The organism is Plantactinospora sonchi (genome assembly GCF_036422035.1).
Taxonomy (GTDB): domain Bacteria; phylum Actinomycetota; class Actinomycetes; order Mycobacteriales; family Micromonosporaceae; genus Plantactinospora; species Plantactinospora sonchi.
Genome location: NZ_JAZGQK010000012.1, coordinates 1 through 26,888, shown reverse-complemented (window position 1 = coordinate 26,888; position 26,888 = coordinate 1). Strand labels below are relative to the sequence as shown.

At 72.5% G+C, this 26,888-nt stretch carries 17 protein-coding genes; 5 read left to right on the top strand and 12 right to left on the bottom strand.

Features of this window, described 5'->3' with window-relative positions:
* Window positions 1-14: 14 nt before the first annotated feature.
* Entirely contained in the window at window positions 15-284 is a 270-nt protein-coding gene (locus V1633_RS14285) for an acyl carrier protein (protein ID WP_331214778.1), read from the bottom strand.
* Window positions 285-732: 448 nt separating this feature from the next.
* Between V1633_RS14285 and V1633_RS14280 the strand changes: the two genes are divergently transcribed.
* Entirely contained in the window at window positions 733-1,776 is a 1,044-nt protein-coding gene (locus V1633_RS14280; protein ID WP_331214777.1) for a thioesterase II family protein, read from the top strand.
* A 293-nt stretch (window positions 1,777-2,069) separates the two neighbouring features.
* A complete protein-coding gene (locus V1633_RS14275) occupies window positions 2,070-4,223 on the top strand; it encodes an AfsR/SARP family transcriptional regulator (protein ID WP_331214776.1) in 2,154 nt (717 codons plus the stop codon).
* Between the two features lie 148 nt (window positions 4,224-4,371).
* Here the strand turns inward: V1633_RS14275 and V1633_RS14270 are convergent, their stop codons facing one another.
* From V1633_RS14270 to V1633_RS14235, 8 genes are all read right to left on the bottom strand, one after another.
* Window positions 4,372-4,587 carry an MbtH family protein gene (locus V1633_RS14270; RefSeq protein ID WP_331214775.1) on the bottom strand — a complete coding sequence of 72 codons (216 nt, stop codon included), beginning with the start codon at window positions 4,585-4,587 and terminating at the stop codon, window positions 4,372-4,374.
* Window positions 4,588-4,619: 32 nt separating this feature from the next.
* Window positions 4,620-5,648 (bottom strand): 2,3-diaminopropionate biosynthesis protein SbnB, encoded by a 1,029-nt coding sequence (gene sbnB, locus V1633_RS14265; RefSeq protein ID WP_331214774.1) that lies wholly within the window; start codon window positions 5,646-5,648, stop codon window positions 4,620-4,622.
* A complete protein-coding gene (gene sbnA, locus V1633_RS14260) occupies window positions 5,642-6,652 on the bottom strand; it encodes a 2,3-diaminopropionate biosynthesis protein SbnA (RefSeq protein ID WP_331215195.1) in 1,011 nt (336 codons plus the stop codon). The genes sbnB and sbnA overlap by 7 nt, the downstream gene beginning before the upstream one ends.
* 329 nt (window positions 6,653-6,981) lie before the next feature.
* Window positions 6,982-7,245, bottom strand: a complete 264-nt coding sequence (locus V1633_RS14255; RefSeq protein ID WP_331214773.1) for an acyl carrier protein — start codon at window positions 7,243-7,245, stop codon at window positions 6,982-6,984.
* Between the two features lie 30 nt (window positions 7,246-7,275).
* Window positions 7,276-8,997 (bottom strand): acyl-CoA dehydrogenase, encoded by a 1,722-nt coding sequence (locus V1633_RS14250; RefSeq protein WP_331214772.1) that lies wholly within the window; start codon window positions 8,995-8,997, stop codon window positions 7,276-7,278.
* On the bottom strand, window positions 8,994-10,916 hold the full coding sequence (locus V1633_RS14245) for an acyl-CoA dehydrogenase family protein (RefSeq protein WP_331214771.1): 1,923 nt from the start codon (window positions 10,914-10,916) through the stop codon (window positions 8,994-8,996). The genes V1633_RS14250 and V1633_RS14245 overlap by 4 nt, the downstream gene beginning before the upstream one ends.
* A gap of 4 nt (window positions 10,917-10,920) precedes the next feature.
* Window positions 10,921-11,862, bottom strand: a complete 942-nt coding sequence (locus tag V1633_RS14240; RefSeq protein ID WP_331214770.1) for a TauD/TfdA family dioxygenase — start codon at window positions 11,860-11,862, stop codon at window positions 10,921-10,923.
* Window positions 11,863-12,053: 191 nt separating this feature from the next.
* Complete coding sequence (locus V1633_RS14235; protein ID WP_331214769.1) at window positions 12,054-14,237, bottom strand: MMPL family transporter; 2,184 nt, start codon at window positions 14,235-14,237, stop codon at window positions 12,054-12,056.
* 133 nt (window positions 14,238-14,370) lie between these two features.
* Here V1633_RS14235 and V1633_RS14230 point away from each other — a divergent pair, with 133 nt between their 5' ends.
* Genes V1633_RS14230 through V1633_RS14220 form a run of 3 tightly spaced genes read left to right on the top strand, consistent with a single transcriptional unit; the run spans window position 14,371 to window position 17,050 of the window.
* Window positions 14,371-15,657: a sensor histidine kinase gene (locus V1633_RS14230; RefSeq protein WP_331214768.1), complete on the top strand. Its 1,287-nt coding sequence runs from the start codon at window positions 14,371-14,373 to the stop codon at window positions 15,655-15,657.
* Window positions 15,645-16,289, top strand: coding sequence for a response regulator transcription factor (locus V1633_RS14225; protein WP_331214767.1), 645 nt, complete (start codon window positions 15,645-15,647; stop codon window positions 16,287-16,289). The genes V1633_RS14230 and V1633_RS14225 overlap by 13 nt, the downstream gene beginning before the upstream one ends.
* Complete coding sequence (locus V1633_RS14220; protein ID WP_331214766.1) at window positions 16,289-17,050, top strand: DUF4097 family beta strand repeat-containing protein; 762 nt, start codon at window positions 16,289-16,291, stop codon at window positions 17,048-17,050. Before V1633_RS14225 ends, V1633_RS14220 begins: the two co-directional genes overlap by 1 nt.
* Before the next feature lie 67 nt (window positions 17,051-17,117).
* Here V1633_RS14220 and V1633_RS14215 read toward each other — a convergent pair whose 3' ends face one another.
* The 3 genes from V1633_RS14215 to V1633_RS14205 all read right to left on the bottom strand — a co-directional run bounded on the left by V1633_RS14215 (window position 17,118) and on the right by V1633_RS14205 (window position 26,855).
* Window positions 17,118-18,401: an MFS transporter gene (locus V1633_RS14215; RefSeq protein WP_331214765.1), complete on the bottom strand. Its 1,284-nt coding sequence runs from the start codon at window positions 18,399-18,401 to the stop codon at window positions 17,118-17,120.
* 52 nt (window positions 18,402-18,453) lie between these two features.
* Window positions 18,454-19,386, bottom strand: a complete 933-nt coding sequence (locus V1633_RS14210) for an ornithine carbamoyltransferase (RefSeq protein WP_331214764.1) — start codon at window positions 19,384-19,386, stop codon at window positions 18,454-18,456.
* A gap of 98 nt (window positions 19,387-19,484) precedes the next feature.
* The gene (locus V1633_RS14205) at window positions 19,485-26,855 is read right to left on the bottom strand and encodes an amino acid adenylation domain-containing protein (RefSeq protein WP_331215194.1); all 7,371 of its coding nucleotides are present in this window, start codon (window positions 26,853-26,855) and stop codon (window positions 19,485-19,487) included.
* Window positions 26,856-26,888 lie beyond the last annotated feature (33 nt).

The window sequence follows — 26,888 nt, the reverse complement described above, 5'->3', positions numbered from 1 at the left end:
GCGTCCGGCCGCGGTCAGCGGGCGGACGCCTCGGTGACGACGGTGTAGACCCCGGCCAGGTTCACCATCCGGCTCAGCTCGGCCTGGTCGATCGTGATGTTCAGGCTCCGCTCGAGCGCGGCCAGGATCTCGATCGCCCGCAGCGAGTCGGCCTCGTGGTCCTCCTTGAACAGGCTGGTCTCGGTGACCTCGGTCGGCTCGATCTCGAGGATCTCGCAGACGATGTCCTTGATCTGCCGCCGCTGCTCGTCGTCGAGGGTGACGGTGGGGTTCGCGCTGGTCATGTCGCCTCCGCGGGAATGGGTACAGGTGCGGTGCACCCCGGGACCGGGGTACCGACGACACTGAGCCTGGGATCGGTGGCTATACGTTTCCTATAGGCGGGCCGGCCGGTGCCCGGGGCGTGGTCGCCGCCCGGCGGCCCGGACCCGGTGCGCCCGGCGCCGGAGTACGGTCGCGGCCGGGTGGTCGGGAACGGGCGACTGGACAGCCGCCTCGTACACCAGGCAACCCGAGTGCACAAGACCCCTTAATTTCATGTGGTGAAACGTGCGGCATCTCCGTCTTGGATTCGCGAATCGCAGATGCCCGTTCTCCCCCTCGGCGACGGCCGGCCACGGGTCGGCCCGGGCCCGTCGCGGGAAGGACCGGTGGGTGGGCCGCAATGCCCATCGCCAACAGCGACAACGGGTCGCGGCGCCGGTGTCTCGCCCGGGTCAACGATGGCCGTCCATGGACATCGGTCGGCAACGTACGACTAACCGGACGGCTACCTTCGACGCATCGGACACAAGACCCTTACCGGTCGCAATTCATTCTGCTAATGCCCGCATAAGCGCCATCGGGCGGCCGTCCCGGAGAACAGGTTGGCTACGCTGTCCACGATCGAGGGAACTGACGGAAGGATCCTCGCGGAACCGTCCCAAGGCGACGCGACGGATACTTGTGAGTCCTTCTCACGTACTGCTACGGCCGCTGGGGGAAGTGACGTTTGTGCCGACAAATCAGGCCGTCCGCATTTCGGGCGACGTGTGGTTTCGTGCCTACCGCCGAGTCGACAACCCGACTCTCCGACTGATCTGCCTGCCACACGCGGGCGGGGTGCCGACCGCCTTTCGCGGATGGCCGCCACTGCTGCCCGAGGACGTGCAGATGCTCGCGGTGTGCTACCCGGGTCGACAGGACCGGCTGACCGAGCCGTGCATCACCACGATGGACGAGATGGCCGACCGGCTCTGCGCGGCGCTGCTACCGTACGCGGACCGTCCGCTCGCGCTGTTCGGGCACAGCATGGGCGCGGCGATCGCCCACGAGGTCGCCGGGCGACTGGAGGCGCGGCACGAGGTCCGCCCGGTCGGCCTGTTCCTGTCCGGACGCCCCGCCCCGGCCCGGAGCAACCGTGGCCACCTGCACAAACAAGACGACCAGGCACTCGTGCGCGAGGTGCACGCGCTGGGCGCGGCAGACGTCTCGGCCTACGACAACCCGGATCTGCGGGAGCTGCTGCTGCCCGCGCTGCGCGCCGACTACCGGCTCATCGAGACCTACCGCCCGGACCGGCCACCCACCGTGACCACGCCGATCGTCGGCTACCTGGGCGACGCCGACCCGGCGTACCGACCGGACGACATGGCGAGTTGGGCGGACGTCACGACGGCCGGCTGCACCGTCCACATCCTGCCCGGCGGGCACTTCTATCTGGATCCGCAGGAAAAGAAACTCGTCAGTAATATCGCGAGCCACCTGGCCGGGATTACGGGCCGTCGAGCCGACTGACGTGAGACGCACTATCGCCAGTGTCGGGTGCCCGATAGACCAGGGCCGGCTCCCTTCCGAAAATCGGGATGACCTTGACACTCGCACACCGCATCATTAGATTCACGAAAATCTATATTGCTTTACCGGGGGGAAAGCGATGCGACGAACGGTCCACACACAATTGATTGACCCGTGTGGAACTTCCACGTGCGGGAGACGGCCGCGGCCATCGTCACCGGTAGCGGGCAGCGGGGTGGTCGGCCATGCCGATCCGTCCAGTTGCTGAGACGACAGTGGTGATGGAGCGACAGATGCGATTCGCCATCCTCGGTCCGGTGAAGGTGTTCGGCGACGACGGGGGCGAGGCCAGCCTCGACGGCTCGAAGCAACGGACCGTGCTGACCGCGCTGCTGCTGGCCCGCGGCGGGCTGGTCTCCGACGACCGGCTCAGCTCACTGCTCTGGGGCTGGCACCCGCCGAGCACGATCAACGCGCAGATCTACACCTACATCTCCCGGCTGCGCAAGTACCTCGGTCCGACCATCGAGATCATCCGGCAGCGTCCCGGCTACTGCATGCGCATCGGCGCGGCCCGGTTCGACTACGACGAGTTCGAGCGGCTCAGCGGCCAGGGTCAGGCCGACCTCAAGGGCGGACGCTTCGAGGCCGCGGCGGACCACTTCCGCCAGGCCCTCGAACTCTGGCGGGGTCCCGCCCTCGCCGACGTCACCGAGTACCTCGCCGACGCCGAACTGCCGCACCTGGAGGAGGCCCGGATGCTGACCCTGGAGGGTCGCATCGAGGCCGAGCTGGCGCTGGGCCGGCACCGACCGCTGGTCACCGAACTCAGCACCCTGGTCACCGAGCACCCGATGCGGGAACGCCTCCGCGCGCAACTGATGACCACCCTCTACCGGTGCGACCGCCAGGCCGAGGCGCTCGCCGTCTACCAGGAGGGACGGCGGATCCTCGCCGACGAGCTCGGGGTGGACCCCGGTGCCACGCTGAACGCGGTCTACCACGCCATCCTCACCGGCGACCTCGACCAGGGCCGGGCCACCGCCAACAGTCGGGACCCGGTCAGCGCGGTCTGGGCCGACACCGGACCGGCGATGCTGCCACCGCGTACCGTCGACTTCACCGGCCGGGTGGCCGAGGTCTCGCAGCTCACCGCCGCGCTCCGACCGCCGGCCGCCGGGGCCGCCAACCTGCCGGCACCGATCCTCATCACCGGCGCGGCCGGGGTCGGCAAGACCGCCCTCGGGGTGCACGTGGCCCACCTCGGCCGGCGGGAGTTCCCGGACGGGGAACTCTACGTGGACCTGGACGGGATGGGCCCGCACCCGAAGAACCCGTTCGAGGTGCTCGGCTGGTTCCTGCGCGCCCTCGGCGTGCACGAACTGGCCATACCGTCCTCACTGGACGAACGGATCCAGCTCTACCGCAGCCAGCTCGCCCGGCAGCGGACCCTGGTGATGCTCGACGACGCCGCCAGCGAGGTACAGGTGCGTCCGCTGCTGCCCAGCGGACCTGGCTGCCGGGTGATCGTGACCAGCCGTACCCGGCTCTCCGCCCTGCCCGGGGCCCAGGTGACCCGTCTCGAACCGATGGCGGCGGACGAGGCCCTCGGCCTGCTCCGCGCGATCGTCGGCCAGGACCGGGTCGCGGCGGAACCCCGCCCGGCCCAGCGGATCGTCGAGCTCTGCGCCGGTCTGCCGCTCGCCGTCCGGATCGCCGGGGTCCGGATCGCCGCCAAGCCGACGTGGAGTTTCGACCGGTTCGCCGTCCGGCTCGCCGACCGCAGCCGCCGGCTGGACGAGCTGCGCTGCGGCGAACTGGACGTGCGCACCAGTCTCCACCTGTCGTACGAACGGCTCGACGAGTCGAGCCGCCGGATGTTCCGGCAGATGGCCCTGCTCGACACCCCGGACTTCCCGGCCTGGGCCGCGGCCGCCGTGCTCGGCCGGCCGGAGCGCGGCGTGGAGGAGATCCTGGAGAACCTCGTCGACGCACAACTGCTGGAGGTCGGCCTGATCTACCAGGGGCGGCCCCGCTACCGGTTCCAACCACTGGTCGCGGTCTTCGCCCGGGAACAGGCGCTCCGCGAGGACAACCGGGAACAGCGGCGGGTGGCGGTCGACCGGGGTCTGGACGCCTGGCTCGGTCGTGCCCTGAAGGCCCGCAAGCTGCTCAGCGTTCCCGCGCTGGTCCGGCCGAGGATCGGCTGGTCCGGCTCGGACGCCGAGTCGGTCGCCGCCGAGACCGCGCGGAACTGGTTCGAGGGTGAACGTGACGTGCTGGTCGGGCTGCTGCACCAGGCCTCGGCCACCGGTCGGCACCAGGTGGCCTGGGACATCGCGGACGTGCTGCGGTCCTTCTTCGACGTGACCGGCCTGGCCGAGGGAGCCATCGATCCTCCGACGCCGAGCTGGTCGGAACCGGGTCGGCCGGCCCGCGCCGGCTGATCCACCACCGGCGGCCCTGGTCAAGGCCAGGCGACCACGGGCCGCCACGGGACCTCGGTTCGGCGCCCCGCCGCCGACCCGGCCGCAACGACGGCGGTGGCCCTGACGGATCGCCGTCAGGGCCACCACACGTGCTCCGGGCCGACCGTCAGATCGCGCCGGTCTCCGCCATCCGCCAGCGCAGGCTCAACGGACGCATGTCGGTCCACACCTCGTTGATCCGGGCCAGGCACTCCTCGCGGGTACCGACGGTGCCCTCCGCCCGCCAACCGGCGGGCAACTCGCGGTCACTCCACCAGATCGAGTACTGCTCCTCCTCGTTGAGCACCACCCGGTACGTGCTCTCGCTGTTCTCGTCGGCCATCCTGCCGCCTCCCTCGTGGTTCGGGTTGTCCCTCATGACACCGGCCCGGTGACCGCCGCGGCGGTCACGTCGCCGGGAAGAAATCCGGGCACGCCGACGCCGGCACCGAGCCGCCGCGCCGCCCGGAGCACGTGGTCGGCCAGCGCGATGTCCAGGGCGCCGAGGCCGAACGGGGAGAAGACCACCGTCCGGTCCGGGTCCCGGGGCACCGCCGCGGTACCCGCGATCAGCTGCCCGATGGTGGCCGAGATGAAGTCGCGACGGCCGGTCAGCTGCTCGGCCAGGTGCAACGAGGTCCGCTCGCGCAGCACGTGGTCGACGTCGTCGACGACGTTGGTCGCCCGCAGGATCGCCTCCGGATACACGTCCCGTAGCGAGACGTGCAGCACCGTGCTGCCCGGCCCGCACTCCGTGAGATCCAGATGCGGGTGCACCGCGGTCGTCGCCAGCGAGACGAGCGGCTGGGCGGCGAGCGCCTCCGTGGCGCCGGTCGCGACCGAGACGGTGATCCCGGGTGCCACCTCCGGGCACCTCCGGGCGAAGTCCTCCGCGCGGGCCGGGTCGGTGTCGTAGAGCGTCGCCGAGGTGAGGGAGGGCACCGCCACCCGGAGGAAGCGCAGGATCTCCCGGTTGATCACGCCACAGCCGAACAGCGTCACCCCGCGCGGCGGCGCGGTCGAGGTGAGCAGGTCGGCCGCGAGGGCGGCGCTGGCCGCCGTCCGCTTCGCCGAGATGACCGAGCCCTCGACCAGCGCCTCGGGACGACCGGTCCGCATCGAGTTGACCAGGATCGCCGCGCTGGCGCGTTCCAGGCCCAGGGCCAGGTTCCCGGGGAACGACGAGATCCACTTCATGCCGGCGGTCGGTTCGGCGCCACCGACGTACGCCGGCAGGCCGATGATCCGGTTGCGTTCCGAGTCCGGGAAGCGCAGGAACGTCGAGAAGGGCACCGCGGTACGCCCCTCCTCGTGCTGCCGGTACGTCTCGCGGACCAGGTCGAGGACCTCCCGCTCGGCTCCGCCGAGCAGTGCCCGTACGTCGTCGTGCCCGAGGATCAGCATCCCTGCGCTCCCGCCGCTCGCGCCGCCCCGACCGGTACCCGTCCGGGGTCCTTCCACAGGTGGGCCACCTCGCCGAAGTGCTGGTTGACCCAGGCGTCGGAGTAGATGGTGCCCAGATAGCGGTCTCCGCCGTCCGGGAAGATGAGTACGCAGGTGGCGCCGGCGGGGACCCGTCGGATCAGCCGGTCCAGCGCCGCGACGGTGGCCCCGGAGGAGCCGCCGGCGAGGATCGCCTCACGCAGCACCAGACGCCGGCAACCCACCACGCTGTCCAGGTCGCTGACATGGATGACCTCGGCGGCGTCGCCCGGATCGAGCAGCGTGGGCCGGATCGAGGCACCGTGCCCGGGCAGCAGCCGTCGACCGGCCGGCTGCCCGAAGAGCACACTGCCCACCGCGTCCACCGCCACCACCTCCGTACGCAGGCCGTGCTCCCGCACGTACCGGGCGCAGCCGCTGAGGGTGCCGGTGGTGCTGGTGGCGCAGAGCAGGTAGTCGATCCGTCCGCTCAGCGCCTCGTCGATCTCCCGCATGGTCTTCTCGTGCGCCCGGGGGTTGAGCGGGTTGCCGTACTGGTTGGGCCAGTAGGCGTGGGGCAGCTCGGTGAGCAGCTCCCGTACCCGGCGCATCCGGACCGGCAGGTACTCCCCGGTCAGCGCGTCGCGCTCGGTGACGACCTCCAGCTCGGCGCCGTACGCCCGCAGGATGGCGATGTTCTGCTCGGTGGTCTTGGCGTCCACCACGCAAATGAACCTGAGGCCGAAGTAGCGGCAGATCTGGGCCATCCCGATCCCCAGGTTGCCGGAGCTGGACTCCACCACCACCGACCGGCCGGCCGTCAGCTCGCCGGCCCGGACCTTGTCCAGCAGCATGCTCAGCGCCGAGCGGTCCTTGATGCTGCCGCCGGGATTGGCACGCTCGAGCTTGGCGAAGACGCGGGTGTCGGTGTCCGGGTACAACCGACGCAGTTCAACCAGTGGTGTGTTCCCGATCGTCGCGAGAATTCCGTCTAGCGGTTGTGTCGCCACAGGCCTACCCCTCAGCACTGCCGGGTCCGGTCGACTCCGACGCGAAGGCCCATCCCGCTGGTTCATAAGCCACAGCCATGGGCCGATTCGATCGTGCGATCGGCGCCTATCGAGCTTCTATATCCGGGCGTCGGGGGGGCCGGATCCGGTACCGGGCGCCCCCCCCCCGCGCGGGGGGGGGGGGCCGGGCCCGGGGGGCCCCCCGCGCCCGCCCCCCCCCCCCCGCGGGGGGCGGGGGGGGGGGGGCGGCCGGGGCCCCCCCCCCCCCCCGGGGGGGGGGGGGGGGCGCCCGGCCCCGGGGGAACTCAGGCCCCGGCCAGCACCTCGCTGAGGTGGCCGGCCAGCGCGTTGACGGTCGGGTAGTCCCAGGGCAGGGTCTGTTCCACCACGAGCCCGTAGCGCTCCTCGATGTCGCCGCAGAGGGTGAGTGCGTACACCGAGTCGAGCCCGAGCTCCACCAGGGGCGCGTCCGGGTCGATCTCGTCCGCCGGCCGCTCGAGGTAGAAGGCGACCCGCTCGGTGAGCCACCCGGCCACCGCCTGGGTACGGGAGATGGTGGTGTCGGACATGCCGCTGACTCCGTTCGGTGAAAGGGCCGCTCAGCCGGCGAGTCGCCGGCAGGCCAGGTCGAGCGACCGGGCGTCGGCCACCCGGTCACGCAGTTCCGCGCAGAGCCGGCGGTACCGCTCCGCGTCCGCACCGGTGCTCCACCGGTGCCCGCCGTCGGCGCCCAGCCGGTCCGCCAGCCGGGCCAGTGCGGTGACCAGCCAGGTCGGTTCGGCCAGGAACGAGCCGGCCGGCGCGTGCCGCCAGACGCCGACGCAGGCGGCGGCGCCCAGCACCACGGTGTACCGGGCGGCGAGCGTGAAGCTCGGCCGGCCGGCGGTGACCGTACGTTCCCTGGGCGGCAGGGCCAGGGCGCGCTCGCGCAGCCGACCCAACTCGGCGACGAACACCCCGGTCAGCCGGTGCAGTTCCGCCGCTCCGGCCAGCTCACGATGCGCGGTGAGCAGTTCGGCGCAGACGTCGTCGCGGCGGGCGGCGAGCCCGAGGCCGGCGAAGTCGAGCGGAGGCAGCGCCGCGTCCAACCGGTACAGCCGGTCCGGAACCTCACCCGGTACGCCCCAGCCCTGTCGGGCCAGTACCGGCAGGGACGGGATGATCGACGACAGGCAGACCGCGGAGCTGGCGTGGGCCAGGGTCACCACCGGCAGGTCACGCAGGTGCTTCTGGAAGATCGCGTAGTCGCCCTCGCGCAGGTAACCCCGCGCACCGAGCACCACCGAGAGCTGGTACGCCGCGTCCTGGAGCAGCTTCGGCACCAGGTACTTGACCGCCGGGGCGAGTACCGGCGCCTGTTCCGGCAGCACGTGCAGCGCCCGGGCGGCCACCGTGGCCAGGCAGTCGGCGACCAGCAGGTCGGCGAAGGCCCCGCCCAGCACGGCCTGGGTCTGCGGCAGGTCGGCCACCGAACCGCCGTAGAGCCGACGGTCCAGCGCGAACCGGGTCACCGTGCGCAGCATGGTGTCCAGTGAGCCGACCACCATGCCGGGCAGCACGCTGCGGGTCACCTGGAACCCGCGCAGCACGGTCTCGATGCCGGTCCCCGCCTCGCCGAGCAGGGCGTCCGGGGTGACCGGGCAGTCGACGAAAGCCACCCCGCCGAGCTGACAGCCAGGGACCCCGGAGGTGGGGTACCGGGGCCCGAAGCTGACCCGGTCCGGCGGCAGGTCCGACCGGTCCAGCAGCAGGTGTGAGTGGCTGCGGCTACCGGGGCGGGCGTCGGTGCGGGCGAACAGCAGCAACATGTCCGCCCGGCCGACGTTGTTGACCAGGTCCTTGCGCCCGTTCAGCACCAGCCGGCCGGCCTCCGCCCGGGCGGCGAACTCGGCCCGGCCGAAGTCCGTGCCGTGCGGCAGTTCGGTGTAGCAGGCCGCCGCCCGACCGCCGGCCAGCAGCAGCCCGGCGAGCCGGTCCCGCTGTTCCGGCCGACCCGCGGTCCACACCGGAACCGACGCGATCAGGCTGGTCAGCCCGTACCCGATGGCGAGTGCGCTGTCCCGCCGGAACACCGCGCGGAGCCGACGCATCAGCCGGTCGGCACCGGTGAACCGACCGCCCAGCGCCGCCGGCACGAACTCCGCGTTCAGCCCGTGGTCGTGCAGGGCCCGCTCCCCCGGACCGGAGAGTTCACCGCGCTCGTCGGCGGCGACCAGTGCGGCGTGCCCGAGCGGGTTGTCGACGTCCCACGGGTCGCCGAGCAGCAGTTCCAGGTCGGACCCGGCCGGCCGCTGCCGCGCCGGGTCGAGCAGCCGCGTCACGGCGTGACCTCCCCGGCTCCGGTGCCGGCGTGCGGGTCGTCGCCCGGGCCGGCACCGGTCCGGTGACCGGTGCCCGCGCCGAGCCGCCGACCGACGCCCTCCCCCGGGTGTTCACCGGCGGCCTCGCCGAGGCGGCAGGGCAGCACCGAGAAGAGCTGGTGGTCGCGGTGCTGGGCGCGCAGCCACGGCAACAGCCGGTCGTACAGCTCGGCGTCGGCGAACTGGCGGTCCAGGTCCGGCGCCAGGTCGTCGAGGAGCCGGGCCAGCGCCGCCCGGAGCCAGAGCGCGTCGGCCCACAGCCCGGCCGTCGGGCCGCCGACCGTCGACCGGTTGTGCCACCACAGCCGCAGGCAGGCGGCGACGGCGTAGCAGGTCGCGTACCGCTGGGCCAGCTCGAACGCCTCCGCCGGCACCTGCCGGGCGGCCGGCCGGTACGCACCGATCCGATCGTGCAACTCGTCGACGATGCCGCGTACCTGCTTGAGCTGTCCGAGCAGTCCGTCCGGCACCGCGGCGTCGGCGGCCACCTCGTCGAGCAGCGCCGGCAGACCCTGCACCAGACTGCACCCGGTACGCGAGGTGAGGGCCAGCCGCGCCGGATCCAGCGTGGGCAGTTCGGCGTCGAGCGTGGCGGCGGCGACCAGCCCGCCGTCGACCGTGCCGCTGGCGTACCGGCGGGCCAGCTGCGGCAGCTGGTTGATCACGGCATTCAGGTTGACCATGGTGTTGCCGTCGAAGATGCCGACGATCCGGTGGTCCCGCTGGGTCTTCTGGAAGCCGCCGTCGGCGAAGTCCTCGGTGAGCATGGCGCGGGCGCCGAGGACCTGGCCCAGCTCGGTGACGGTCCGGTCGGTCCGGGTCGGGACCAGGTACTTCACCACCGCGGAGGCGACACTCAGCTCCCCGGGCAGCGCCTGGATGCCCCGGGTCGAGACCAGCGCGGTCGCCTCCGCCACGAACCCGTCGGCGTACGCCTCGGCGAGGGTGCGACCGGCGTGCGGAAGCTCGATCAGCGGACGGCCGTACAGCCGGTGCCCGGCCGCGAAGCCGGTGGCGATCCGCAGTGCCCGGTCGGCCAGTCCCAGCGACATGCCGGCGCAGAGCGTACGGGTGATCTGGAAGCTCTTGAGCGCGATCTCCAGGCCGGCGCCGGGCGGGCCGACCACCGCGTCCGCCGGCACCCGGGCGTCGTGGAACCCGATGCCGCTGATGTTCGCGCCGCGCACCCCGTGCGTCAGCGCGTCCGGCAGACACCGGTACGCACCGGCCGGCAGCGCCTCCTTGTCGACCAGGAGCAGGCTGAAGCCGCGCGCCCCGCCCTTCGGGTCGGTGCGGGCGAGCAGGCAGATCCAGCGTGCCCGGGTGGCGTTGTTGATCAGCCACTTCTCGCCGTCGACCCGGTAGCCGCCCTCCTCGAGGGTCGCGGACACCTCCCCGGCGAGCAGGTCGCTGCCGTGCGCCCGCTCGGTGAGCGCGAACGACACCACCCCGCCCCGGGACACCTCGCCGGCGAGCCGGCGGGCCTGCTCGGACGTGCCGGCGAGCCACACCGAGACCGCGCCCAGATAGGTCTTGCAGTGCGCGATGGTCAGGGTCAGGTCCCGCCGGGACAACACCCTGATCACCTGCAGGAGCTGCTCGGAGTCGACCTGGTCGCCGCCGAACACGGCCGGTACGTAGCTGCGGGGCACACCCAGTTCGTCCAGCCGGCGGCAGGCCCGGTCCGGGAACTCGCTCCGCTCGTCCAGGGCCACCGCCCCCGCGTAGGAGAAGATCCCGGCCGGGTCGCGGGGATCCCCGAGCGCCCGCTCCAGCCGGTCCATGCCGGCGTGGTGGTTGTCGGGGCCGCGCCGGCGGTCCCGCGACAGCGTTTCGTCGCGGGACACCGGAGCGTCGGACCGCACGTCGATGGCGGGCACCGGCTCAGTCCGACATCGCCACGAGCACCCGCCGCGCGCCCGTGAACGGCCGCCGGCCGTGCCCGACCAGGATGTTGTCGATCAGGAGCAGGTCGCCGGAGCGCCAGTCCACGTTGACCGCCACCTCCAGGCCCCGGTCGCGCACCTGGATGACGTACTCGGGCGGGATCGGGGTGCCGTCGGCGAAGGTGACGTACTGCGGCAGCTCGTCCTCGGGCAGGATCTGGGCCAGCGCCGACGCGGTGTCCTCACCCAGCGACGCCGGATGCCACTGGTCCGACTGGTTGAACCAGACCTCGACCCCGGTCACCGGATGCCGGATCGTCGACGGACGGAGCTGACTGATCCGCAGGCTGCCGTCCGACCGCCACTCCCAGGTCGCTCCGGTCGGGGCGAGGAAACTCTCCACCTCGTCGCGCCGGTTCGTCTCGAAGGTGTCCTGCCAGCTCTTGCCGAAGCCCCGGCCGCCGTGCAGGTTCTGCCGGTAGCAGACCCCGTCCGCGAACGCCGCCCGCACCTGCGGGTCCAGCGCCGCCAGCCAGCGGGCCCCGTCCACCACCGGGGTGGCCCCGCCGGTGGTCGCGGCCAGCTGGCAGAAGAACATCAGCCGGGCCGGCCAGGTGTGCGCGTACGACAGTTCGTTGTGCATCGAGATGGTGAACTCGGCCGGGTACTCGGTGGAGGTGTAGACGTTGTCGCCCACCTTGGTGCGCGGGGTGTTGCCGTGCACGTACGCCAGCCGGTTCGGCAGCGCCAGGTCCAGCACCGGGTCGAGGGTCTGCTCGGTGATCCCGAAACCGCGGAACACCAGCGCCTTCTCGTTTACCAGCAGCTCGTCGACCTTCGCCGTGTCGGAGAGGAAACCGCGCAACCCCTCCGCGGTCGGCTCCGCCGCGACGTCGAACGGGTGAATCTCCAGTGGAGCCCAGGTGTCCACGCCAGCCATGCTCTGCCCCTCTCCGCCAGACGACACGACGCGCCGATGACGCTGGAGGCAGCATGCGGACCGCTCCTATACCCGGGCTATACCTCCCTGTCCAGGTGCAACACCGGGTCGACCGGCACATTCGCCGGGAGCAGGCCCGGCCACCGCGTCCGTGCGGGGGATCACGGACGGGTGGCCGGGCGGCTCCGCAACTACCGACCGGTGGCCGGGCCGGTCAGCGCGGCGTCCCGGTGCCCGGCCGGGACCGCCGCCTCGCCCTCCCGGATCCCGGCCCGCTGGTGCAGCCGGCGCAGCGGCCCCGGCGCCCACCAGTTCCAGCGGCCGAGCAGGGTCATCGTCGCCGGCACCAGCAGGCAGCGCACGATGGTCGCGTCGATCAGGATGGCGACGAACAGGCCCACCCCGATCTGCTCGATGTCGCCGACCTGGGCGGCACCGAAACACGCGAACACGATCATCATGAGCAGCGCCGCCGCGGTCACCACCCCGCCGGTACGCTGCAGCCCGTGCCGGACCGCGGTGTCGGTGTCCTGCCCGGCGTCGACGTACTCCTTGATCCGGCCGAGCAGGAAGACCTCGTAGTCCATCGAGAACCCGAACGCGAACGCGAACACCGTGACCATCAGGTACGGGGTCAGGCCGCCGATGGTGAGGGTGTCCAGTGGACCGGCGAGCCAGCCGTGCTGGAACACCGCGGTCAGCACCCCGTACGTCGCGGCCAGCGAGAGCACGTTCATCAGCACCGCCTTCAGCGGCACCAGCAGCGAGCCGGTCATCAGGAACAGCAGCAGCACCATCACCAGCACGGTCAGCCCGATCGCCCGGGGCAGCCCGGCCTCGATCCGGACCATCAGGTCGTGCAGGATCGCCGCGTCACCACCGACCCAGCTCTGTACGCCCGGCGGCCGGTCCGCCCGGATCCGCAGGGCCAGATCACGCGCCGCGTCGGACTGGTTGTCGCCGTACACGTCGATCGCCACGCTGGCCAGGTTCGGCCCCTCCGCCTCGGCCGGGGCGACCCGGGAGACCAGCGGATCGGTACGCCACCGCTGCGCCCAGGACTCCAGGGTGGCCGGGTCGGTCCGGGCCAGCACCCGCACGGCCGGGAAGGTGCTCTCGCCGTACCGGGCGCTCAGCTCGTCCGCCACCTGCACCGACTCGATCGTGCGGGGCAGGCCGGCGAGCTGCGGCAGCCGGCTGGACAGGGTCAGCACCGGCAGCGCGGCGATCAGCAGCAACACGGTGACGACGAGGACGATCAGCCGGGGACGGCGCTGGGCGAGCCGGGCCACCCGGCTGAAGAAGCCCCGTTCCACCTCGTCGCGGGACTGGCCGCGCTCGGCCGCCAGCGCGGTGAGGCGCAGCGCCCGCCGGGACGGCTTGACGAACCGACGGAACACCCGCAGCAGTGCCGCGGTCAGGGTGAGCGCGGAGAACATCGCCAGCAGCGCGGCGGAGATGCCGGCCGCGCCCATCGCCTGCAGCCGGGGCATGTCGAACAGCAGCAGACCGGCCAGCGCGAAGACGATGGTCAGGCCGCTGAAGGCCACCGTACGCCCGGCCGTCGCCCAGGTCCGGGCGAGCGCCTCGGGCGGTGTCAGACCGACCGCCAGTTCCTCCCGGTACCGGGAGACCAGCAGCAGCCCGTAGTCGATGGAGAGGCCGAGCCCGAGCAGTGACACCACGCTGAGCACGGTGTTGTCCAGGTCGACGACGTAGGAGAAGGCCAGCACGACGATCAGCGCACCGGTCATCGTGGCGATCGTGGCGATCACCGGCACGCTGCCGGCGGCGAAGCCCCGGAAGATGAGGATCAGCACGATCAGGGTCAGCCCCAGGGCGAGGATCTCGGCCCGGGTGAGATCGGTCTGCGAGGCGCCGCCGGCCTGCCGCGGCACGAGATCCGCGCCGCCGAACCGGACCGTGGCCCCCGGCAGTTCCGCCTCGAGCTGGCGGAACCGCTCCTGTACCGCCTCCAGCGCGGCCGTTTCGGCCTCCCGGTCGGCGCGCTCGAACCGGTCCAGGGTGACCACCAGTTTGGCGCCGTCGCCGTCCCGGGCCGCCACCGGCGTGTCCACCCCGGTCACGTCGGGTCGTCCGGCCACGTCGGCGCTGGCCCGGGCCAGCGCGGCGGCGCCGGCGCCGTCGTCCGGGTCGATCCCGTCGACCAGCGTCACAATCCGCAGGCCGTGGGCGGCCTCGGCGCGCAGCACGTGCTGTGCGTCGTCGGACTCCGTGCCCTGGACGGCCCGGGTCGACCCCACCTTGGTGAGCACCGGACCGGCGGCCACCCCGCCGGCCACGATCACCACCAACCAACCGATCAGCACCAGCCGTCGGTGCTCGTAACAGAAACGTCCTATGCGTGCCACCATGTGGTCGAGTTTTCCGGTCGAAACGCCGGAAGTCGGTAACGGCGGTATCCGTCTTCTTCTGGGTACCAGGTTCCATACCGGCCCGGGTCCTGACCGGATGGTCACCCCGGGCCGGACTGCCTATGGTGGTCAGGTGGTTCCGGACAGCTACGTCCCGACCGGGCCGGCCGCCCGCCCGTACGCCGCCCGGCCCGCCGGCCTGCTCCGGGCCGCGCTGCGCGCCGAGGGCTGGTACGCCGCCTGGCGCGGCACCGCCCACCTGGCGGCCGGGCTGCCGATCGCCGTCCTGAGCGCGCCCGCCCTGCTGGTGCTGCCGCTGTTCGGACTGCCCACGCTCGGTGCGCTGCTGGCCTGCGTCCGGCTGTTCACCCGGTGGCACCGGGCCCGGTTCGCGGAATGCCTCGGCGTGACGGTGCCGCCCCGTGCCGACCGGTACGCCGCGCCCACCTGGCTCGGCCGGGTGCTCGCCGAGACCCGGGCCGCCACCACCTGGCGGCAGCTCTGCTACCACCTCGGCGCCGCCGTCCTCGCCCCGGTCAGCTTCCTGGTCTGTGCCCTCGGCTGGGCGGTCGGCCTCTGCCTGACCACCGTCTGGGCGTACGCCTGGACGCTGCCGGAGCGCAACGTGCTCGGGCTCAGCCCACGCGAGCCGGCGATCCTGGTCGCCTTGACCGGTGTCGGGCTGGTCAGCTGCCTCACCGTGCGCTGGCTGGCGGCCCAACTGGTCGCCCTGGACACCCGGGCCGCCACCGCGCTGCTCGGACCGAGCCGGGCCGAGCGGCTGAGCCGTCGGGTCGAGGCGCTCACCGCCAGCCGGGACGCCCTGGTGGACGCCGCCGACGCCGAACGCCGCCGGATCGAGCGGGACCTGCACGACGGCGCCCAGCAGCGACTCACCGCGCTGGCGATGAACCTCGGCATGCTGCGCCAGGAGACGGCCGGAGTCCCGGAGTCGGTGCACACCGAGATCGTCCGCGCGCACGAGGACGCCAAGCTCGCCCTCGCCGAACTGCGTCGGCTGGTCCGTGGCCTGCATCCGGCGGTGCTCGACGCCCGGGGACTCGACGCGGCGCTCTCCGGCCTGGCCGCGAGCGCACCGGTCCCGGTACGGCTCCGGGTCGACCTGCCGGACCGGCCGCCGCCGGCGATCGGCGCGGTCGCGTACTTCGTGGTGGCCGAGGCGCTGACCAACGCGGCCCGGCACGCCGGGGCGACCGGTGTGGTGATCACCGCGGAGCGGCGTGCCGCCCGGCTGCACCTGGAGATCACCGACGACGGCCGTGGCGGCGCCCGACCCGGCATCGGCACCGGTCTGCACGGCCTGGCCCAACGGGTCGGCTCGGTGGACGGCACCCTGGACATCACCAGCCCGCTCGGCGGCGGTACGCGGATCACTGTGGAGTTGCCATGCGGGTCGTGATCGCCGAGGACTCGGTCCTGCTCCGCGAGGGCCTGGTCCGGCTGCTACAGTCGGCCGGGGAGACCGTGGTGGGCGCGAGCGGCGACGCCGAGGGACTGCTCGCCACGGTCGCCGACCAGCGACCCGACCTGGCCGTGGTGGACGTCCGGATGCCACCGACCTTCGTCGACGAGGGACTGCGGGCCGCGCTGGCGGTACGCGCCCGGTTTCCGGAGACCGCCGTGGTCGTACTCTCCCAGTACGTCGAGGAGCGGTACGCCGCCGAACTGCTCTCCGGGCCGACCCGCGGGGTGGGCTACCTGCTGAAGGACCGGGTGGCCGACGTCGCCGAGTTCCTGGCCACGCTGCGGCAGGTGGCCGCCGGCGGCACCGTACTGGATCCCGAGGTGGTCTCGCAGATCCTGATCCGGTCCCGGGCCAACCCGTTGGAGCGGCTGACCCAGCGGGAGTCCGAGGTGCTGGCGTTGATGGCGCAGGGGCGGTCCAACGGCGGAATCGCCGCCGCGCTGGTGGTCAGCGAGAGCACGGTGGCGAAACACGTCAACAGCATCTTCGCCAAACTCGGGCTGGGCAGCGCCGACGCCGACCACCGGCGGGTGCTCGCCGTGCTGCACTTCCTGCGGGAGGCGTGATGGCCGGGTTCTGGCGGCCGGTCGGCCACACCCTGGCCGCGGTCACCGTACTGGCCGGCGGGGTGTCGGCCTGGTCCTGGCTGGCCCGGCAGACGGTCACCGAGCGGGCCGCGTACCAGGGGACGTTCACCGAACTCGCCGTCGAACTGGGCAACGGCAGCGCCGAGGTGACCGCCGGGCCGCCCGGGCAGGCCACCGTCGAGCAACGGCTCACCTGGTCGTACGGCCGGCCGGTGGTCCGGCAGCAGCACACCGACGGCCGTCTGCTGGTCACCGCCGACTGTGGTACCCGGCCACGCCTGCCCGGCTGCGCGGTGGCGTACCGGATCGCGGTGCCGCCGGAGGTGGTGGTGACGGTGCGGACGGGTTCCGGGACCGTCTCGGTCCGGGACGTGACCGGGTCGCTGGATCTGCGGAGCCGCAACGGCGACGTACGGGTGGAGAACGTCGCCGGCGAGCTTCGGCTGCACGCCCGCTCCGGCCGGGTCGACGGGGCGGACCTGCACTCGGCCCGGGTGGAGGCCCGGTCCGGCTCCGGTGACGTGGCGCTGCGCTTCGCGACACCACCGACCACGGTGCTGGCCCGGGCCGACTCGGGCGCGATCACCATCGCCGTGCCGCCGCCGGACGGCTACAACCTGCACGCCAGCGCGGAGTCCGGCACCCGGACGGTGACCGTGCGGGAGGATCCGACCGCGCCACGCCGGATCGACGCGCAGGCCGGCAACGGCAACGTCCGGGTGGCCTACACCGGCGGCTGAGCCGGCCACCGGGCCGCCGCCCCGCCCGGTCCCGCGCGGCCGATGCCGCGGCGGTCCACCGGTGCGGTCAGCTCAGGCGGCGGCCCTCCGGGGTGTCGACCACGGACCGGACCGCCGGGCTGACCAGCGCGACCGCGACCAGCACCACCATCACCCCGCTGAGCGCCAGGACGGCGGTGGCGACCGGCAGCGCGGCGAGCAGGTAGCCGGCGAGCAGCGGGCCGAGGAAGTTGGTGCCCGAGCCGAGCAGCGTCGCCACCGCGCCGACCCGGCCCATCAGCGCGTCCGGAGTGATCCGGACCAGGTAGATCCCGCCGGCCACGTTGAACACCCCGCCGATGTAGCTCATCGCCGCGAACAGGACCCCGAGTGCCCAGACGTCGCGGGTGAACGCCATCGCCGGCATGACCAGTGCCCAGCCGGCCAGGCCGCCGACCACCACCGCCCGCAGGTCCAGCCGGCGCAGCCACCAGGTACCGCCGAGTGCGCCGAGCAGGCCACCCACCCCGCTCACCCCGGCCAGCAGGCCGACCACGGTGCTCGAACCGCCGTCCTGCTTGACCACGTACATCACCGCCAGCGCCAGCCCCTCGAACGGGATGTTGCTGATCGCGATGAAGATCATCACGGTACGCAGGAAGCGTCGCCGCCACACCCAGCCGATCCCCTCGACGAGGTCGGCCCGAAGGGTGCGGGCGGCGCCCGGAACGCCGGCCGGCGCGGTGGACTGGAACGGCCGACGGATCAGCAGCAGCGACACCAGCGAGACCAGGTGGGCCAGCGTGGTGGCCAGGAAGGGCGCCCAGCGGACCAGCTCGAACAGGGCACCACCGGCCGGCCGGCCGAGCAGCATCGCGCCGCGCTGCCGCGCCTCGTTCTGACTCAGCGCGGTGGGCAGCTGACCGGGGGTGACCAGGTGCCGGACCGCCGAACGCTCCGCCAACTGGTGCACGATGGCGAGACTCGACTGGACGAAGGCGACCGCCACCAGGTGCCAGACCCAGACCGCGCCGGCCCAGACCGCCACGGCGACCGTGGCGGTGACCAGTACGCAGCCGGCGTCCGCGACGATCATCAACCGACGCCGGTCCCAGCGGTCCACCAGCAGGCCGGCCGGCAACTGCACCAGCAGCATCGGCAGCAGGGCGGCGGTGCTGACCAGTCCGGCCCCGGTGATCGAGCCGGTGTGCCAGAGGATCAGCAGCGGGTACGCGATCGCGGTGATCCGCGCCCCCAGGACGGCGAAGCCCGCACCCGCCCAGAGCAGCAGGAAGTCCCGGTTGCGCCGCAGCGGCGGTTCGGCGCCGGGCTCCGGGCGTGCCGCCGAACCGGCCGCGACCGACGAGGTCACCGTGGCCACCTCCGGCCGGTGCCCGGGGATCCGCCACGCGCACGCGCTCCGCTCACCGGGCCCGCCCTCCGGTAGCGCACCACTCCAGCACCGCCATCGCGCTGTGCATCTTGTTCTCCGCCTGGCCGAACGCGATGCTCGCCGGGCCGTCCAGCACCGAGGCGGTCACCTCCTCGCCCCGGTGCGCCGGGAGGTCGTGCATGAACACCGCCTTCGGGCTGGCCGCGAGCACCGCGTCGTCGACCTGGAACGGCGCGAAGACCTGCCGCCAGTCCGGGTCGGCCTTGCTGCTGCCGGTGGTCTGCCACCGGGTGGTGTAGACCACGTCCACCCCGTCGCTCAGCTCCGCCATGTCGTGCCGTTCGGTGATCCGGGCGCCGTACCGCCGGGCCTGGTCGGACGCGGCCCGCAGGTGCCCGGCCGGCAGTCCGTACCCGGGCGGGGTGCGCAGGTCGAGTTCGGTGTCGGGAATCCGGGTCAGGGCCAGCGCGAGCGCGGTCGCGGTGTTGTTGCCCTCGCCGACGTACCGGACCCGCAGTCCCTCCAGCCGTCCGAAGTGGACGAGCATGGTGGTCAGGTCGGTCAACGCCTGGGTGGGGTGCTCGTCGGACGTCATCGCGTTCACCACCGACATCCGGCCGTGCCCGGCGTACGCGCGCAGTTCGCTCGGGCTGTCCGCGGTCCGGGCCACCAGCAGGTCGAGCATGCCGGCGAAGACCCGTCCGGTGTCCTCCACCGTCTCACCGGTCCGGATCTGCAGGTCGTCCGGCCCGTACGCGATGATCTGCCCGCCGAGTCGCAGCGCCCCGCTGGAGAAGGCGGTCCTGGTCCGGGTGGAGGTACGCCGGAAGTAGATGCCGACGATCCGGCCGGCGAGCGCCCGGGACGGTTCTGCCGTCCCGGCGCTCAGTTCGGCCCCCCGCCGCACGATGGCGTGCAGGTCGTCGTCGGTCAGGTCGCTGATGGAAATGAGATGACGTGTCACGGTGTCTCCCGTCCGACCGATCTCTCGGATTCCCGCGCGGCCCGGTGGACCGGCTCGGTGGTCTTCCGGTGGCCGGGCCCCGGTCGCCCGGCCCCCGGTCAGTAGCCCAGTTCGGTGCGGCCCTGGCCGACGCCGAACTGCTGCCCGTCCTGCTGGCCGACGCCGAGCGCGACGACCTTGTGCACCTCCTTGCCGGAGTCCGCGTTGGTGAGCACCACGAAACCGGTGCCGCTGCGCACCCGCCCCAGCATCATCGCGCGATAACCGACCGACTCGCCGACGTGTCCGAACTCGACCTCCCGACCGGTGTCGTCGACCGAGGTGCCGAGCCCGTAGAGCGCGTCCCGGTGGATCGCGGTCAGCAGCTGCTCGGCGTAAGGCCGCGGCAGCAGGTCCCCCTCACCGAGGTACGCCCGGCGGACCGCGACGAGCAGCCGGGCCAGGTCCGGTGCGGTGGCCCAGAGCCCGGTCGAGGCGAGCACCGGCTTGACCCGCCAGCCGCCCGGCACCGGCGTGCCCCGCTCGTCGTGTCCGACCGCCACCGGCCGGCCCGACGTCTCGGGGAACGCCTGGTCGAAGCTGGTGCCGTCCATGCCGAGCGGGGCGAACACCAGCTCGCGCATCAGTTCGGCGAACGGCTGCCCGGTCAGGTCGGTCAGCAACTGCTCCAGCACCCAGTAGTGCCCGTTGCTCTTGCGGAACTGGCTGCCCGGCGGCAGTTCGCCCCGGACCGCCGGCGTGGTCGCCGGCGGCCGACCGCTGAGCAGGTCGAGCAGGCTCGGCCCGGGTTCCCCGCGCAGCTGGCCGCTGTTGCGGACCACGGTCAGCCCGGCCACGTGGCTGAGCAGCTGGCGTACCGTCACCGGGCCGGGGGCGTCCAGCCGCCAGGCGGTGAGGTAACGGTTGACGTCGGCGTCCAGGTCCAGCCGCCCGGCGGCGGCCAGCCGTAGCGCGCCGACCGCGCAGACGTGCTTGCTGATCGATCCGACCTGGAACAGGGTGTCCGCGGTGGTGGGGACCTCACCGCCGGCGGTCAGGCTGCCGTAGCCGTCCGCCGAGACGAGTTCACCGTTGCGGACCAGCGCCACCGCCGCGCCCGGCACCGCGTACTCGTCGAGGGCGGCCCGGACCGCGTCGCCGGCCACCACCGGTCCGCTCGTCGGTTTCGGCACCGCCTGCCCGATCAACGCGGTCAGCGCCTCGATGGTCCGTTCGGCGACCCGCCGGACGGTGGCCTCGTCGTAGCGTCGGCCCGGGTAGGTCCAGTGCACGGTCAGCATGTGGTCGTGCACACCGGCGGTGACCTGCAGCGGATGGGTCCGCGGCCGGTCCGGGTCCTGGGCGCTGACCAGCCGGCGCGCGGGCAGGGTGAACTGTGGCGCGCTGGGTCGCCCGCCGTCCGGACCGGCCGGACCGGTCTGGCTGCCCACCGCGCGGTGCCCGGTGTAGTTCACCAGGATCCTCGGCTCGGGCAGTTCGGCCAGGGTCGCCGCCAGGTCGGTGTCCGGGCTGAGGTGGCGGAGCAGGCCGTAGCCGACGCCCCGGTCCGGGACGGCGCGGAGCTGGTCACGGACGGCCCGCAGGGCGGCCTCCGGACCGCCGCTGGCCGGCAGCCAGAGGGAGACCGGGTAGAGGCTGGTGAACCAGCCGACGGTCCGGGACAGGTCCACGTCCGGGAAGATCTCCTCCCGGCCGTGCCCCTCCAGGTCGAGCAGCACCCGGTTGCCGCCGGTCCAGCCGCTCACCGCGGTGGCCAGCGCGGCGTAGAAGACCTCCTCGGCGCGTACCTGTCCGGCGGCCGGCACCTGGTGGGTGAGCGCGGCGGTCAGGTGTCGGGGCAGGGTGACCGTGACGGTCCGCGCGTCGGCGGCGCGGTCCGTCCCGTCCGGATGGTCCACCGGCGGTTCCGGTGCCGGCATCCGGTTCAGCCAGTACGCCGCCTGGGCGGCCAGCTCGGGCCCGGCGGCGTGCTCGGCGAGCCGGCGCGCCCAGTGCTGGACCGAGGTCGTCTTGGCCGGCAGCGGCTCCCCGGCGTACGCGGTGTTCAGGTCGGCGACCAGGATCTGCCACGAGACGATGTCCACCGCCAGGTGGTGTACGGCGAGCAGCAGCTGGTCGCCGTCGCCGCCGCCACGCAGCAGGGTGGCCCGGACCAGCCGGCCGGCCGCGACGTCGTGTCCCTCGGCGGCCCGCTCGACCGTCTCCCGGACCGCCGCCTCCCGCTCCGCCTCGGACAGCTGCCCGACGTCGACGACGGTGAGCAGGTCAGCCGGCACGTCCGCGCCGATCGCCGCCACGCCGTCACGGACCCGCAGCCGCAGGGCGTCGTGGTGGGCGACGAGGGTACGCAGCGCCTCGGCGAGCCGGTCCACGTCGGCCGACGGCCGTACGTCGAGCAGGCCCGCCTGCGCGTACCGGTCGGGGTCCCCGGGCAGGCCGAGGAACCGCCGCTGGATCGGGGTCAGCGGCACCTCACCGGTCACCTGTCCCTGTTCGGTCACCGCCGCGACCGCCGGTGTCGTCTCGGCCTCCACCGCGGCGGCGAGCTCGGCGACGGTCTCGTGCTGGTACATCTGGGCCACCGCGAGCGGCAGGCCGGCCTGCCGGGCCGCGGCGAGCACCTGGATCATCAGGATGGAGTGGCCGCCCAGCTCGAAGAACTTGTCGTGCACGCTGACCCGGGGCAGGCCGAGCACCCGCGCCCAGATCTCCGCCAGGGTCCGTTCGACGTCGGTACGCGGTCCGACGAACTCCCGGGCGGCGGGTGCGCCGGTGGACTCCGGGTCGGGCAGCGCCCGCCGGTCCAGCTTGCCGTTCGCGGTCAGCGGGATCTGCTCCAGCGGCACGTACGCCACCGGCACCATGTAGTCGGGCAGCCGGGTGGCGCAGTGCTCGGCGAGCACCCCGGCGGAGAGGTCGCCGCCGTCCCCGGCCGGTACGCAGTAGGCGACGAGCTGCCGGTCACCGGTCGGCGTGTCGTCCCGGACCACCTCGCGGGCCACCACCACCGCGTCCCGGACCGCCGGGTGCGCCAGCAGCACCGTCTGGATCTCGCCCAGCTCGATCCGGTAGCCGCGGATCTTCACCTGGTCGTCGAGTCGGCCGAGGAAGTCGACCGCGCCGTCCGGCAGCGTCCGGACCAGGTCACCGGTGCGGTAGAGGCGACCGCCGGCCGGTCCGAACGGGTCGGGCAGGAACCGCTCGGCGGTCAGCCCGGGTTGGTCGGCGTAGCCACGGGTGACACCGGTGCCGCCGACGTACAGCTCGCCGGGGACCCCGACCGGGACCGGCTGGAGCCAGCGGTCCAGCACGTACATGGTCATGCCGGGCAGCGGACGGCCGATCGGCACCACGTCACCCTCGGGTGCCCCGGTGACGGGCTGGACGCAGGTGCCGACCGATGCCTCGGTCGGGCCGTACTCGTTGATCAGGGGGGTGTCCGGGTCCAGTTCGCGCCACCGGGCCAGGGTCTGCCGGGTGAACGCCTCGCCGGCCACCACCAGCACGCCGGCCAGCCCGGACGCCTGCTCGGCGGTCAACTGGTGGGCGAGCAGGTCGAGGTGGCCGGGGGTGAGCTTGACGAAGCTGAACGGTCCGGCCCCGGCCAGCCAGTCACCGAGTCGGTCCAGTTCCACGTCCGCCGGCATCAGGTGCACCGGCTGGCCGGTGACCAGCGGGGCGTAGAGGTTCGGCACCGGCAGGTCGAAGGCGATCGAGGAGAACAGCGGCGCGCCCCGGTCGCCCCGGGAGGCGAGTTCGGCGGCGGCCCACTGGACGTGGTTGGTCAGGCCCCGGTGCGGCACCTGGACGCCCTTGGGCCGGCCGGTGGACCCGGAGGTGTAGATGACGTACGCGAGACCGTCCAGGTCGGTCGTGCCGTCGGGCGGGCTGGCCGGGTGGGCCGCCACCGCCGCCGCGTCCCGGTCGACCAGCACCGTCCCGACGGTGAACCGGTCGGCGTACGCCTGCTGGGTGACCACCAGCCGGGCGCCGGCGTTCTCCAGCATGTAACGCAGTCGCTCGGCCGGGTGGGAGGCGTCGAGCGGCACGTACGCGCCACCGGCTTTCCAGACCCCGAGCAGGGTGGCGACCAGGTCCGGGCCCCGGTCGAGCAGCACCCCGACCGTCGACTCCGGACCGACCCCGAGTGCCCGCAGGTGTCGGGCGTACCGGTTGGCCAGCGTGTCGAGTTCCCGGTAGGTCAGCCGTGCCTCGCCGCAGCGGACCGCGAGGGCGTCCGGGCTGGCCGCGACGCGCTCCTCGAAGAGCTGGTGCACGGCCTGGCGGACCGGTGCCGGATCGGTCCGGTTGGCGGTGACCAGCAGCCGGTCCCGTTCGCCGGGCGGCAGTTGGCTGGCCCGGGCGTCGCCGTCGACGTCGGCGGCCATCGCCTCCAGCACCGCCCGGTAGATCCCGGCGAGCCGTTCGGCGTGCTCCGGGCGGAGCGCCCGGCGGTTGGTGGTGAGGATCAGACCGCCGTCCGCCGCCGCCACCGCCAGTGGGAACTCGCTGGCGCCGTCGCCGAGCCCGTTCTCGACGTCGATCAGGTCGGTGTCGACCGCCTCGAAGTCCTCCTGGTAGGAGAAACGGACGTCGACCAGACGCCGCCCGTCGCCGAACTCGCGCTGGATCACCGGCATCGGGAACCGCCGGTACGGCCAGCATGCGGTCTCGTGCGCGTAGACGTCGCGGACCAGCTCCCGCCAGGTGGCGGCCGTGCCGTCGTAGCCGAACGGCAGGCTGTTGAGGTACATGCCGTAGACCCGGTCCGCGCCGGCCACCTCCGGCCGGGCGCTGTAGACCAGGCCGGTGAAGAACCGCCGCTCGTCGGTGAGCTGGCTGAGCGCCTTGAGGTGGGCGGCGAGCAGCACGCTCTTCAGCGACGCACCGGCCGCGGCGGCCAGGGCGCGCAGCTCCCGGTCCAGGTCTCCCCAGACCACGGTGACCGAGTAGCCGTCGCTGACCCGGCCGGCCGGGTCGGCCCAGGCGGCGGGCAGCGCGAACGGGGCGTACCGCTCGACGATGCCGCGCCAGTGGTCGCGGTCGGTCGCCGAGTCGATCGACCGGAGTTCGGCGTTGACGAAGTCGGCGTACCGCACCGCCGGCCGTTCCACCGGCTCGGGTGCCTGGCCGTCGCGGATCCGCTGGTACGCGTCGAGCAGCTCGACCAGCATCGCGCGGTGGCTCCAGCCCTCGGTGATCGGGTGGCACACCGTGACGGTCAACCACCACGACTCGTCGCTCTCCACGTGCGCGGCCAGCCGCAGCAGCGGGGCGTCCCCGACGGTGAACGGTTCGGCCTGCTCCCGTTCGGTGAAGTCGCGGACCGCCTGCTCCCGCTCGGCCGGCGCCAGCCCACGCAGGTCCCGGACGGACAGCGGGATCGTCGCGTCGGCGTGCACGAGCTGCATCGGTACCGCGTACGTCTCCAGGTCGAACGAGGTACGCAGCAGTTCGTGCCGGTCGGCGACCAGGTCGGCGGCGGCCCGCAGCGCCGGGGCGGAGAACCGCCGCCCGTCACGCAGCCGGAACGAGTTGACCGTGTGGTACGGGTTCAGTTCGGCGTCGCCGAGCATCTCCACCAGCATGCCGAGCTGCACCTGGGAGAGCGGGTACGCGTCGACCACCCCGACCGGCAGCTTCGCCCGGTCGGTGGCGGAGATCAGGTCGAACGGTGCCACGGCCCGTTCGACCCGCGCCTCGTCCCGGCCGTCCAGCGCCTCGACGAGCCGGGCGACGGTGCGGGCCTCCAGCACGTCCCGTACCCCGGCCGGGAAGCCGGCCTCGCGCAGGGCGCCGACCAGGGCGACGGCCCGGATCGAGTGGCCGCCGAGGTCGAAGAAGCTGTCGTGCACCCCGACCCGCTCGACCCCGAGCACCTCCCGCCAGATCGCCGCGACCCGCTCCTCCACCTCGTCACGCGGCGCCACGTAGACCTCGCCGGTCGGCAGGGCGTCCTGGTCCGGCGCCGGCAGCGCCCGCTTGTCCAACTTGCCGTTCACCGTCAGCGGGAACCGGTCCAGCACGACGAACGCCGACGGGACCATGTACTCGGGCAGTGCCGTCCGGCAGTGTTCGGCGAGCTCGGCGCTGCCGGGTGGGGTGTCGGCCGGGTGGTCGGCGTCGGCGGTCGCCGGGGTGGTCGCGGGCAGGAAGTAGCCCACCAGGGTGTCGTCGCGGAGGATGACGACGGCGTCCCGGACCCCCGGATGCCCCGCCAACACCGCCCCGATCTCCCCCAACTCCACCCGATAACCACGAATCTTCACCTGATCATCAGCACGACCCAAAAACTCCAACCCACCATCAGCCCGCCACCGCGCCACATCCCCCGACCGATACAACCGACCCGAACCACCAAACGGATCCGGCACAAACCGCTCCGCCGTCAACCCCGCACGATTCAAATAACCCCGAGCAACCCCCGCACCACCAACAAAAATCTCACCCGGAACCCCCACCGGCACCGGATGCCCCCAACCATCCAACAAATAAACAGCCAAATCATCCAACGGCACACCCACACGATTCGGCGCACCAGAAACAAAATCCTCCGCCGACAACTCGTAAAACGTCGAATGAACCGTCGTCTCAGTAATCCCATACATATTCACCAAACGAGGCCGACCAAGCCCGAACCGCTCCACCCACGGAACCAGCTCACCAACCTCCAACCGCTCACCCGCAAACACCACCACCCGCAGACACAACCCATCCAAACGCCGATCACCATCAGCCGCCAACCCCACCAACGACCGAAACGCCGACGGCGTCTGATTCAACACCGTCACCCGATGCTCAACCAACAAATCAACAAACTCATCAGGAGAACGCGCCACCGAACCCGGCACCACCACCAACCGGCCCCCATGCAACAACGCACCCCACAACTCCCACACCGACACATCAAACGCATACGAATGAAACAACGGCCACACATCATCAGCCGAAAACCCGTAATACCTGTCCGCCACCGACAACAACCGCACCACATTCGCGTGCGACAGACACACACCCTTCGGCCGACCCGTCGAACCAGACGTATAAATCACATAAATCAAATCACCAGACCCACCCGCAACCACCGGATTCGACACCGGCAACCCAGCCAACACCGACACATCCCGATCCACCACCAACGACGGACCCGACCACACCGAACCCAACACCGACACCAACAACGACGACGTCACCACCACCGACACCGACGCATCAGCCACCATGAAACCCAAACGCTCCACAGGCTGCGCCGGATCCAACGGCAAATAACCCGCCCCCGACTTCAACACACCCAACAACACCGGAACCAGATCAACACCACGCTCCAAACACACCCCCACCACAGACTCCGGCCCCACACCCACACCACGCAACCAATGAGCAACCCGATTCGCCCGCTCATTCACCTCCCCATACGACAACTCCACACCACCACACACCACCGCCACCGCACCCGGCGACCGCACCACCTGCGCCTCAAACAACTCATGCACCCGCGCCGT